The 12,121-nt window shown below is 60.3% G+C and carries 10 protein-coding genes; 2 read left to right on the plus strand and 8 right to left on the minus strand.

Annotation, left to right across the window (positions count from 1 at the left end; all coding sequences use genetic code 11):
- From HA43_RS17695 to HA43_RS17720, 6 genes are all read right to left on the minus strand, one after another.
- Window positions 1–304: potassium-transporting ATPase subunit C (locus HA43_RS17695; protein WP_128083829.1), on the minus strand; the 304-nt coding region annotated here is incomplete at its 3' end.
- An 11-nt stretch (window positions 305–315) separates the two neighbouring features.
- On the minus strand, window positions 316–2,364 hold the full coding sequence (gene kdpB / locus HA43_RS17700) for a potassium-transporting ATPase subunit KdpB (RefSeq protein WP_094112256.1): 2,049 nt from the start codon (window positions 2,362–2,364) through the stop codon (window positions 316–318).
- Between the two features lie 7 nt (window positions 2,365–2,371).
- On the minus strand, window positions 2,372–4,051 hold the full coding sequence (gene kdpA / locus HA43_RS17705; RefSeq protein WP_094112257.1) for a potassium-transporting ATPase subunit KdpA: 1,680 nt from the start codon (window positions 4,049–4,051) through the stop codon (window positions 2,372–2,374).
- Window positions 4,051–4,140, minus strand: coding sequence for a K(+)-transporting ATPase subunit F (gene kdpF / locus HA43_RS17710; RefSeq protein WP_071669265.1), 90 nt, complete (start codon window positions 4,138–4,140; stop codon window positions 4,051–4,053). The genes kdpA and kdpF overlap by 1 nt, the downstream gene beginning before the upstream one ends.
- A gap of 108 nt (window positions 4,141–4,248) precedes the next feature.
- A complete protein-coding gene (locus HA43_RS17715; protein WP_094112258.1) occupies window positions 4,249–5,412 on the minus strand; it encodes an HD-GYP domain-containing protein in 1,164 nt (387 codons plus the stop codon).
- Between the two features lie 146 nt (window positions 5,413–5,558).
- Window positions 5,559–6,953 carry an MFS transporter gene (locus HA43_RS17720; protein ID WP_094112259.1) on the minus strand — a complete coding sequence of 465 codons (1,395 nt, stop codon included), beginning with the start codon at window positions 6,951–6,953 and terminating at the stop codon, window positions 5,559–5,561.
- A 420-nt stretch (window positions 6,954–7,373) separates the two neighbouring features.
- Here HA43_RS17720 and HA43_RS17725 point away from each other — a divergent pair, with 420 nt between their 5' ends.
- Window positions 7,374–8,288, plus strand: a complete 915-nt coding sequence (locus HA43_RS17725) for a sugar ABC transporter substrate-binding protein (protein WP_094112260.1) — start codon at window positions 7,374–7,376, stop codon at window positions 8,286–8,288.
- 88 nt (window positions 8,289–8,376) lie between these two features.
- Here the strand turns inward: HA43_RS17725 and HA43_RS17730 are convergent, their stop codons facing one another.
- The gene (locus HA43_RS17730; RefSeq protein WP_071669262.1) at window positions 8,377–8,877 is read right to left on the minus strand and encodes a GNAT family N-acetyltransferase; all 501 of its coding nucleotides are present in this window, start codon (window positions 8,875–8,877) and stop codon (window positions 8,377–8,379) included.
- A gap of 63 nt (window positions 8,878–8,940) precedes the next feature.
- Between HA43_RS17730 and HA43_RS17735 the strand changes: the two genes are divergently transcribed.
- Complete coding sequence (locus HA43_RS17735; protein ID WP_094112261.1) at window positions 8,941–10,773, plus strand: ABC transporter ATP-binding protein; 1,833 nt, start codon at window positions 8,941–8,943, stop codon at window positions 10,771–10,773.
- On the opposite strand, the gene HA43_RS17740 is transcribed toward HA43_RS17735, so the two are convergent.
- Window positions 10,770–11,894, minus strand: coding sequence for a GNAT family N-acetyltransferase (locus HA43_RS17740; RefSeq protein WP_094112262.1), 1,125 nt, complete (start codon window positions 11,892–11,894; stop codon window positions 10,770–10,772). The two genes, HA43_RS17735 and HA43_RS17740, sit on opposite strands and share 4 nt — an antisense overlap.
- Between the last annotated feature and the right edge of the window lie 227 nt (window positions 11,895–12,121).

A 12,121-nucleotide genomic window follows, 5' to 3' on the forward strand; every position in this document is an offset into this window, starting at 1 on the left:
CGCGCGCGGCTACGGCGCTGTCCAGCGCCGGGTTACTCCCGGCCAGGTTGCTGCCACCGGAAGCCTGCGCGTTATAAGGCCGCTCCGCCGTGGTCGATGGCCGACCCTGGAAATAGCCGGGCTGAGTGAACTGCTGCCCAATCAGCGCTGAGCCGCGCACGCTGCCCGCCTGCCTCAGCAGCGAACCGCTCGCCTGCTGCGGAAACCACCACTGTGCCAGCCCGGTGGTCAGCAGCGGATAGAGAACACCGGTAAACAGCATCAGCACCATAAACAATACAACAGCCGGACGTAACTGACTCATCTCTCTTCTCCTTACACCAGGCCTGACAGCGTGAGCAGCAGGTCAATCGCTTTAATACCGATAAAAGGCACCACCAGCCCGCCCGCACCGTAAATCCACAGATTGCGTCGCAGCAGCGCTGCCGCGCTCACCGGCCGGTAACTCACCCCTTTCAGCGCCAGCGGAATAAGAAACACAATCACCAGTGCGTTGAAGATCACCGCCGACAGGATCGCGGAGGCGGGAGAGTGCAGCGCCATGATATTGAGCATGCTGAGCTGCGGGTAGGTCACGGCAAACGCCGCCGGAATGATGGCAAAATATTTCGCCACGTCGTTGGCGATGCTAAAGGTGGTCAGCGACCCCCGCGTCATCAGCATCTGCTTACCGATATGCACCACCTCCAGCAGCTTGGTCGGATTCGAGTCGAGATCGACCATGTTCCCCGCCTCTTTCGCCGCCTGGGTGCCGGAGTTCATCGCCACCGCGACATCCGCCTGCGCCAGCGCAGGCGCATCGTTGGTGCCGTCGCCGGTCATCGCGACCAGCCGTCCTTCTGACTGATACTGACGGATCAGCGCCAGTTTAGCCTCCGGCGTCGCTTCTGACAGAAAGTCATCCACGCCCGCCTCTGCGGCGATAGCCGCTGCGGTCAGCGGGTTGTCGCCGGTGATCATCACGGTTTTAATGCCCATCCGGCGCAGTTCAGCAAAACGCTCTTTGATGCCGCCTTTGACAATGTCTTTCAACGCCACCACGCCCAGAACCTGCGCGCCTTCGGCTACCACCAGCGGCGTGCCGCCCGCGCGCGCGACCTCCTCAACCCGGGCGTTGACCTCCGCCGGAAAGCGTCCATTGCCGGCGTCGATATAGCGGCGCACGGCGTCCACGGCGCCTTTACGGATCAGCCGCTCCTGCACGTTCACGCCGCTCATGCGGGTCTGAGCGGAAAAAGGGATAAAGCTGGCGCCCATTGCGCTGAGATCGCGTTCGCGCAGGTTAAACCGCTGCTTCGCCAGCACCACAATACTGCGTCCTTCCGGCGTTTCATCTGCCAGTGAGGCGAGCTGTGCCGCATCCGCCAGCTGCTCTTCGCTGACGCCTGGCGCGGGCAGAAACTGCGTCGCCTGGCGATTACCGAGCGTGATGGTGCCGGTTTTATCCAGCAGCAGCACGTCAACGTCCCCTGCCGCCTCCACCGCGCGTCCGCTGGTGGCGATCACGTTTGCCCCCAGCATGCGGCTCATGCCCGCCACGCCAATGGCCGACAGCAGGCCACCAATCGTGGTGGGAATAAGACAGACCAGCAGCGCCACCAGTACCGTGACGCTGACCGGTGTACCGCCGTACGCGGAAAATGGCCACAGCGTGGCGGTCGCCAGCAGAAATACGATGGTCAGTGAAACCAGCAGAATGGTCAGCGCGACCTCATTCGGGGTTTTACGACGTTTTGCGCCCTCCACCATGGCGATCATTCGATCGAGAAAGGTTTCGCCCGGATTGACGCTGCACCGGATCACCAGCCAGTCAGACAGAATGCGCGTGCCGCCGGTAACGGAAGCAAAATCACCGCCGGACTCGCGTATCACCGGCGCCGATTCGCCGGTAATGGCGCTCTCATCTACCGACGCGCCGCCCTCCAGTACATCGCCGTCGCACGGGATCACATCGCCCGCCTCAACCAGGACCACGTCACCTTTGCGCAGCGTATCCGCAGAGACTGGCTGCCATGCAGCACCATAGTGCGCTGCCGCAAGCTTCTTCGCCTCGCTGGTTTTCTTAATGCCTTTCAGGCTGTTGGCCTGCGCCTTGCTGCGCCCTTCCGCCAGCGCTTCTGCAAAGCTGGCGAACAGCACGGTTATCCAGAGCCAGAAGGCAATGGCGCCGGTAAAGCCGGCGCTGCCGCTCAGCCAGCCCGCCAGCATGCCGCCGGCCAGCAGCGACGTCAGCACGCTGCCCAGCCATACCAGAAACATCACCGGGTTGCGAAACTGCACGCGCGGATCGAGTTTTTTAACCGCATCCAGCAGCGCGGTACGGGTCAGCTGCGCATCAAACAGCGCCAGTTGTTGACGACTCATGATTGCGTTATTCCTGAATCAGTTGCAGATGTTCCGCGACCGGCCCAAGCGCCAGCGCGGGAATAAAGGTCAGCGCACCCACCAGCAGCACGGTGCCTGTAAGCAGGCCGATAAACAGCGGACCGTGCGTCGGCAGCGTACCGTTACCCGCGGGCTGAACGTTTTTCGCCGCCAGCGATCCGGCAATCGCCATAACCGGAATAATGATGCCGAAGCGGCCAGCCAGCATGCAGACGCCGAGCAGCAGGTTCCAGAACGGCGTGTTGGCGCTGAGTCCGGCAAAAGCGCTGCCGTTGTTATTTGCCGCAGATGAGACCGCATAGAGTATTTCGCTGAATCCGTGAATGCCGGGGTTGGCCATCGCCGCGCGACCGGCATCGGTCATCAGCGCCAGTGCGGTACCCAGCAGCACCAGCGCGGGCGTGACCAGAATCGCCAGCGCGGTCATTTTCATCTCCCACACGTCGATTTTTTTACCGCGATACTCCGGCGTGCGCCCGATCATCAGCCCGGCGATAAACACCGCCAGCAGAACGAACAGCAGCATGCCGTACAGCCCTGCGCCCACGCCGCCGAATACCACTTCGCCCAGCTGCATCAGCCACATCGGCACCATGCCGCCCAGCGCGGTAAAGGAGTCATGCATTGCATTAACCGCGCCGCAGGAGGCTGCCGTGGTAATTACCGCGAACAGGCCCGAGTTGAGTATGCCGAAGCGCGTCTCCTTGCCCTCCATGTTGAGCGCGCTGTCAGCGCCCAGCGCCAGGAAATGCGGGTTGCCCCGTACCTCTGCCCACATCACCGCCGAGGCCGCGAGGACAAACAGAATACTCATGCTCCACAGCAGCATATGGCCCTGCCGGCGATCGTTCAGGTGCTGCCCGAACGTAAAGCAGAGCGACGCCGGGATCAGGAAAATGCTCAGCATCTGAACAAAGTTGGTCAGGGCGGTCGGATTCTCAAACGGGTGGGCAGAGTTCGCGTTAAAGAACCCACCGCCGTTGGTGCCGAGCATCTTGATGGCTTCCTGTGAGGCTACCGGACCGAGCGGCAGCGTCTGCTGTGCGCCCTCCAGCGTGGTGAGGGTGTGATACGCCGCAAAGCTCTGGATGGTGCCCTGGCTGACATAAAACAGCGCAATCACCAGGCTGAGCGGCAGCAGGACGTAGAGCGTAATGCGCGTCAGGTCACGCCAGGCGTTGCCGAGCGTCGCCAGCGAGCGGTTAGCAAACCCGCGCATCAGGGCAAACGCTACGGCGATACCGGTTGCCGCAGAGAGAAAGTTTTGTACCGTCAGCCCCGCCATCTGGCTGAAGTAGCTCAGGCTGCTCTCACCGCCATACGCCTGCCAGTTGGTATTGGTGACAAAGCTTACCGCAGTGTTAAACGCCAGATACCAGCTCAGGCCCGGCATCTGCTGCGGATTAAGCGGCAGCGCCCCCTGCAGCATCAGTATCGCCAGCAGCACCACGAAGCCCACGGCGTTAAACAGCAGCAGCGCCAGCAGATAGTGCTGCCAGCGCATCGCCGCTGTGCCGCTGCCCGTCAGCTGCCACAGCAGGTGCTCGGTGCGCGGCAGCAGCGGTTTATCTGCCACCAGCTGCGCCAGAAACCGACCCAGCGGCTGCGCCAGCGCCATCAGCACCAGCAGAAACAGCGCGATCAGTAAGAATGCATTCGCCGCCATCAGAATGCCTCCGCATTAAGCAGGGCATAAACCAGATAGCCCAGCAACAAAATCAGCAGCACAATGCCCGCTATTACGCCCACGCTCACAGCAACCTCCGGAGTAGTCAGTAGTGCGACAAGCATGCACGGCGCGGCATAAAGAAGGGATAAAAAGGCGGAGGACGGGCGTAAAGAAAGTATAAATATGGCGTAAAATTAAGCGCTTTCCAGCGCCCAGACGCGGTTAAGGTCGATGTTCTGCCACAGCGACCCCTCTTCAGCACCGGTAATGCTGTCGGTACAGAAACTGTCGCCTAAATCGACAATTTCCGGTTTCACTTCGCGCCGGGCATGCAGCGACCAGAAGACGTGCAGTTTAGGCTTCAGCAGCGATTTTTCACCCGCCTGCACCACCAGCGCGACCCGTCCCGACGCCAGACGTACCAGCGATCCGACCGGATAGATGCCAATCGACCGAACAAAACTGTGCAGCAGCGCGGGATCGAAATGGCCGCGCCAGCTCAGCATATTGTGCATCGCTTCTGCAGGCGTCCAGCCTTTACGGTAGGGACGATGCGAGGTGAGCGCGTCATAGACATCACAGACGGAGGCCATGCGGGCATAGAGCGTGATCTCCTCGCCGCGCAGGCCGTGCGGGTAGCCGCTGCCGTCAAATTTTTCGTGATGATGCAGCGCCACATCCAGCAGATCGTAGCCGGCGTCCGCCTCCATCAGCATCTGCGCGCCAACAATCGGGTGTTCACGCATGACTGCGAACTCATCGTCGCTCAGCTTGCCGGGCTTATTGAGGATCGCCAGCGGCACGGCCGCTTTGCCGACATCGTGCAGCAGCCCAGCCATGCCTGCGCGACGCAGCCGATCGGCCTCCAGCCCCAGCTTCTTACCGAGCGAGATCATCAGCCCGCATACCGCCATGGAGTGCAGATAAGTGTAGTCATCGTGATTTTTCAGGCGCGCCACGCTGAGCAGCGCTGAAGGCTCACGCGCAATCGATCCCGCTATCTGATCAACCAGATTGAGCGTGAAGCTGAGATCGAGGCGCTGCCCCATACGGGCCTCATTAAACATCGCCAGCACGCGCGGCTTGCCCTGGGCGAAAATCTGCTGCGCCTGATCCAGCTCGCGGAAAAAGGCACTTTCCGCAACCGGCGCTCTGACGGGCTGGCTGTGCGGGATCGGCACCGACTTATCGAGATCGATCCAGACCTGGCGGATCCCTTCACTGCGGATCATGGCGATCTGGCGGCGGTCAGTGATCAGCATAAGGTTGCGAATGCGCCGATCTTTCAGCCACCAGACCTCAAGTTTGTGGATAAACATGCCCTCTTGCAGTTCGTCCACGGAAATCAGCTTTATCACACGTACTCTCCTGACTCGCTGTGGATGGTAAGGAGGGGTATCGGCAGCTGATCAAAAAATCTTCAGAGGCGTTTTGTGCGGCTGTGAGCCCGCCGGTAAAGCGCACATTTTCCCGCGGGTGCCCTTTACCGGTGGCGGTGAACAGACTACCGGCTCAGAGCGCCTTCGCCCTGCTCACGGCGCGGCGTGCGCGTCTGACCCGCAGGCGTCTGGCTCTCTGCGCGCTGAATCGGTCCCATCACCAGCAGAAACAGCAGGGCCGCGATAATACAGTGCGCGCCAACAAACAGCAGGCCAACGCTGTAGCTGCCGGTCAGGCCGACAATAATGCCAAACAGTAGCGGCGTGATGAAGCCAGCCATATTGCCGATACCGTTGAAGATGGCACCCGCCAGCCCTACCGCCTCTTTTGGCGCGGTATCGCTGACAATGGTCCAGGTGCCCGCGCCCGCCGCCACGCCCTTGCCGAAGAACGCGAAAGACATGATAGCGATAATACCGGCGTTGGTCGGGATCACCGCAGCCAGCGTCAGCGAAGCCGCCATCACCATACCGGCGATAAACGGCCCCTTGCGCGCCCAGGAGAGGCTCCAGCCGCGCGCCAGCAGCCTGTCAGAGAGGAAACCGCCGCTGATGCCGCCGAGAAATCCAAACAGCGCCGGCGCAATGGTGGCAAAACCGGCATCCATGATATTCATGCCGCGCGCCTGAACCAGATAGATAGGGAACCAGGTAATGAAGAAGTAGCTGAGTGCAATCGTGCAGTACTGCCCCAGATAGGCGCACCACAGCATGCGGCTGCTGAGCAGCAGTTTAAACATGCGTTTATCGACCGGAGGACGGGCTTTCAGCGTCTCTGCGGCATCAATATCCACCAGCGCACCGCCCTGCTTAATGTAGTCCAGCTCGCTTTTTGTCACGCGCGGATGCTGACGCGGCGTGTGCATCCACGCCATCCAGCCAAACACGGCCAGAATGCCGATGGTGCCCAGTACAAAGAACGGCCACTCCCAGCCAAACCGCATGACCAGCCAGCCTGAGATGGGCGAAAAAATGGCGACGGCAAAATATTGCGCCGAGGCAAACAGCGATGAGGCGCGGCCGCGTTCGGCTCCGGGAAACCACATAATGACCGCGCGGGCGTTGGCGGGAAAGCTCGGCGCTTCTATCAGCCCCAGCGCAAAACGCAGCGCGAACATCAGCGTCAGCGTCATGGTTACGCCGGCGGAGAACTCACCGACAAAGCCCATCAGCAGCGTGGAGACTGACCAGAGCACCAGCGTCGCGCCGTAGACTTTTTTGGTGCCGAAGCGGTCAAGCAGCAGGCCACCGGGGATCTGACCAATCACGTAAGCCCAGCTGAAGGCAGAGAGGATCAGGCCAAGCTGGATCGCCGAAAGACCAAACTCCTCTTTGATCGCGGAACCGGAGATCGACAGGATCGAACGGTCAGCATAGGCCACCACCGACAGAAACAGGATCAGGCACAGGATCCAGAGGCGCACACGGCTGGTTTCACTGCGGATTTGACGTTGCAACATAGGCTCAGTTCCTTGAAAGGGGAAGCGTCCTGTCGCGATGCGACAGGGATCAGCAATACCGCGCAATCTTTACTGTTCAGCAACTATAGAAAGCGGGCTGGTGCGCGGTCATTGTGCGGTTGCAGGGATCGACAGGTTAAAAACGGTCCCGCTTTCAGCGTTTGGCACAATGCCGCGTGCTGTGCCGCACAGATTGCCGATCTTTCTCCGGTGACCGCCGCAGAGTGTGCGCCAGGCGAAAGAAAAGGCGGCTGGCGCTGGCTATGTGGGAGCCGATCTGTGCTCCCGGCAGCAAAACGCGCACCGGCAGATTGTCAGGCTTGCGCGCCGATCGTAGTCTCAAATGGTTGCAAAAGGTCATTTTTAATTTTACTGAAACATTTGTTCCACCCTCTCTTCTCTCATGCTCTGGAGTACGCAATGAAAACAGTAAAAGCGGTGCTGCTGGTGGGATTGCTTTCGGCTTCTGCGTCGTCGCTGGCGGATAAAATCGGCGTGTCGATGGCCTACTTTGATCAGAACTTTTTAACCATCATCCGCCAGTCGATCGATAAAGAGGCGAAAGCGCGCGGGCTGGCGGTGCAGTTTGAAGATGCACGCGGCGATGTCGGCCGTCAGACCGATCAGGTACAGAGTTTTATCGGCGCGGGCGTGGATGCCATCATTGTCGATCCGGTGGACTCGGCCAGCACGCCGCAGCTGACCCGTCTGGCACAGCAGGCAAAAATTCCGCTGGTGTATGTGAACCGTACGCCGGGCGATAAAACGCTGCCGCCAGGAGTGGTGTTCGTGGGCTCGGATGAGCGTGAGTCGGGCACGCTGCAGATGGAAGCGCTGGCTAAAATGGCTGATTACAAAGGCAATGTGGCGATTATGATCGGCAATCTCACTGATGCCGGTGCCCTGCAGCGCACGAAAGATGTGGAGCAGGTGGTAGCAAAATATCCCGGCATGAAAGTGGTGCAGAAACAGCCGGCTAACTATGCACGCAACGAAGGCATGGATTTAATGCTTAACTGGCTTGGCAACGGCGAGGCGATTGATATTGTCGCGGCGAACAACGATGAGATGGCGATTGGCGCAGCCATGGCGCTGGCAAAAAGCAACAAAAAGCTGCTGATTGGCGGCATTGACGCCACGCCGGATGGTCTGCAGGCGCTGGCGCAGGATAAAATTCAGGTCACCGTATTTCAGGACGCCATCGGCCAGGGCAAAACGTCCGTTGAGGTCGCGCAAAAGCTGATTGCCGGTGAAAAAGTCGCTTCTCACGTCTGGATCCCGTTTGAGCTGGTCACCAAAGAGAATATGCAGAACTACGTTAAAAAGAGCCAGTAGCCCCGCCTGAGAACGCAGCAGAGCCGCACGGTGCGGCGGCTCTGCTGTCAGCTCTTCTTTTCGTGCGCTTCAGAAGACGCGCGCAGCGTCACTGAGGGTCGCGCAGTTTCGCCATCACCACAATATCGTGATAGTCGCCATCGCGCAGGCACGCTTTGCGCTTTACGCCCTCATGCTCAAAGCCCAGACGCGTATAGAGGCGCAGCGCGCGCGCGTTGTCATGAAACGCTTCCAGCTCCACGCGGATAATCCCCATCCAGTTAAAGGCGTAGTCGAGCCCGGTGCGGATTAGCTGCTCACCGATGCCGCGTCCGGCAAACGCCGGATCAACGCTGATGCCAAAGCTCAGGCTGTGGCGGGTGCGCAGCCGCTGTTCGGTAAACAGCGTCAGTTCGCCTACCAGCTGTCCCTCCAGCTCAGCGACAAATGCGATATAGCCTTCAGCGTCCATGCGCTCAAATTTTTTCTCCCACGTGGCCACGCTGGGAAAGGGCAGCTGCGTGGTCCAGCGATATACCTCTGGCTGACTGTAGAGACGCTGGTAAGCCGCGGCGTCGCGCGGTTCGCGGCCGCGAATCTTTATCTCCATATCCGTGATCTCCATCTGATTGCACTAAGCTGTTAACTCTGACCTTCCGGAAAGAGTGACCCTATGTTGTTTCGCCGTTTTGAACGTTTTATCAATATTTTTCAGGATGCACCAACGGATTCTCCCCCCGCCACCCTCGGCGCGTTCTATCGCTACTATCTGCGTCAGGTATGGCCAGGTTTCGCCGCGCTGCTGGTAGTGGGCCTGGCGCAGGCGCTGATTGAAGTGGCGCTGTTCAGCTATCTCAGCCGCATTATCGACCTCGTCAGCCATGCCACGCCGGCGACGCTCTTCAGTGAACACTGGCCGACGCTGCTCTGGATGGCGGCGGTGGCGCTGATCCTGCGGCCGGTGGTGATCGCCCTGCACGACCTGCTGGTTCACCAGAGCATCAACCCCGGCATGACCAGCATGATCCGCTGGCAGCATCATAACTATGTACTGCGCCAGAGCCTGAACTTCTTTCAGAACGATTTTGCCGGCCGCATCGCCCAGCGCATCATGCAGACCGGCAACGCGCTGCGCGATTCAGCGGTACAGCTGGTGGACGCCATCTGGCATGTGGTGATTTACGCCGGTACCTCGCTGGTGCTGTTTGCAGAAGCGGACTGGCGGCTGATGATCCCGCTGGTAATCTGGCTGATCGCTTACAGCTTGTCACTGCGCTTTTTTGTCCCGCGCGTGAAGCAGCGGTCGGTGGTCTCTTCAGAGGCGCGATCGCGCCTGATGGGCACCATTGTGGATGGTTACACCAACATTGCCACCATCAAGCTGTTTGCGCATACCGATCTGGAGAAGCGCTACGCACGCGAGGCGATTCAGGACCAGACCGACAAAACCCGCCACGCCAGCCGCATGGTGACCAGCATGGACATCACGCTCTCTGCGCTCAATGGCCTGCTGATTGTCAGCACCTCCGGGCTGGCGCTGTGGCTCTGGAGCCAGTCGCTGATCAGCGTCGGCGCCATTGCGCTGGCGACCGGGCTGGTGATCCGGCTGGTGAATATGTCAGGCTGGATCATGTGGGTGGTGAACGGTATTTTTGAAAATATCGGCATGGTGCAGGATGGGCTGGGTACTATTGCGCAGCCGCTCAGCGTCCAGGATGCGCCGGCGGCGCCACCGCTGCGGGTGACGCGCGGTCAGATCCGCTTTGAAGATGTGCGCTTTGATTATGGCACTAACCGTCAGGTGATTAACCGGCTGAATCTGACGATTAAACCGGGTGAAAAAATCGGCCTGATTGGCCCTTCCGGTGCCGGTAAATCCACGCTGGTGAATCTGCTGCTGCGCCTGTATGACCTCAACGGCGGCCGCATTGCGATTGACGATCAAAACATTGCGGATGTGACTCAGGCGAGCCTGCGCGGGCAGATTGGTATGATCACGCAGGATACCTCACTGCTGCACCGTTCCATCCGCGACAATCTGCTCTATGGTCGTCCCGACGCCACGGAAGCGGAGCTGCAGGCGGCCATCACGCAGGCGCGTGCCGATGAGTTTATTCCGCTGCTCTCTGATTCTCAGGGGCGCACCGGGCTGGAGGCGCACGTCGGTGAGCGCGGCGTCAAGCTCTCCGGCGGTCAGCGACAGCGTATCGCTATCGCCCGCGTGCTGCTCAAAGATGCGCCGGTTCTGATTATGGATGAAGCCACCTCGGCGCTGGACTCTGAAGTGGAAGCGGCCATTCAGGAGAGCCTGGAGAGCCTGATGCAGGGCAAAACGGTGATCGCTATCGCCCATCGTCTGTCGACCATTGCGAAGATGGACCGGCTGGTGGTGCTGGAGCAGGGGGAGATCGTGGAGATGGGCAATCATCACGAGCTGCTGGCGCAGAACGGTCTCTATGCCCGCCTGTGGCAGCATCAGACCGGCGGTTTTGTCGGCACCGATTAATCGCCGCGCCGGAACGGCAGGGCTGCACGCGCCTCATCGGCCCAGTCGTGCACCCCTGCCCGTTCCTGCTGCAGAAAATCCTCCACCGCCGCGCGCAGTCCCGGATGCGCCAGATAGTGCCACGAGTGCGTTATCACCGGCTCAAAACCGCGCACCAGTTTGTGCTCACCCTGCGCTCCCGCATCAAAGCGCTGCAGCCCTTCTGCGATAGCAAACTCCATGCCCTGATAGAAACAGGTTTCAAAATGCAGGCGGTCAAACTCTGCCAGACAGCCCCAGTAGCGGCCATAAAGCGTGGTGCTGTCGCACAGGTAAAAGGCCATCGCGGCAGGCCGCTCATCCAGCGTGGCGATAACCACGCGAATCGCCTGCGGCATACGCTCTGCCAGCAGACTGAAAAATGCACGCGTCAGGTAAGGACGCTGGCCGCGTACCGCATAGGTGCTGACGTAGCAGGTGTAGACAAAATCCCACTGATCCTCCCGCAGTTCATCACCGCGATACCAGCTAAAGACAAAGCCGCTCTGCTGCACCAGCTCCCGCTCTTTGCGCAGCTGCTTGCGTTTACGCGACATCAGCGTATCAAGAAAGTCGGCAAAGTCGCGGTAGTGACGGTTGTGCCAGTGATACTGCAGGCCGAGGCGCATCAGCCAGTCGGACTGCTCTGCGATCAGGGCATTGGCGGACGGCGTGGTGAAGTTGATATGCGCCCCGCTTATCTGTCGCGCCAGCAGCGCGTCCGGCAGCGCGGTCAGCAGCTGAGTGATGGCGGACGCTTCGCCCAGCAGACGCTGCCCCGTTACCGGACTGAACGGAACGGCACCGAGCCATTTGGGGTAGTAGCGGATCCCCGCGCGCTGGCACGCCTCGGCCCAGGCCTGATCGAAGACATATTCTCCGCGCGAGTGGGATTTAACATAGCCCGGTAGCGCAGCGACGGTTTTGCCCTGCTCCCGCCAGAGCAGGTGTGCCGGCTGCCAGCCCGTTTCAGCGCGCACGCTGCCGCTCTCCTCAAGGGTGGTCAGAAAGGCGTGGCGTAAAAAGGGCTGATCGTCAGGCAGCAGCGCGTCCCATTCAGCAGCCGCGATCTCCGTCAGTGATGATAGAAAATGCAGTGACATGCAGCTCTCCCGGCCAGGGGCGCCCTTTATGACGCCCGGATGAATGCGTATACGATACGTCACGGCGCCCTTTCCCGCCATGATGCAATGCAGGGGCGGTGCGAGCTGCGGCCAGGGGCGCATTAATGCACCCCCTGCGATGCCCCCGTAGGGGCGCCATTAATGGCGTCCTGGGTTAATGCGCGGGCGGAACATAATGACGCCATTAATGGCGCCCGGGGTTAATG

The sequence above is a fragment of the Pantoea eucrina genome (genome assembly GCF_002095385.1).
Classification (GTDB): domain Bacteria; phylum Pseudomonadota; class Gammaproteobacteria; order Enterobacterales; family Enterobacteriaceae; genus Pantoea; species Pantoea eucrina.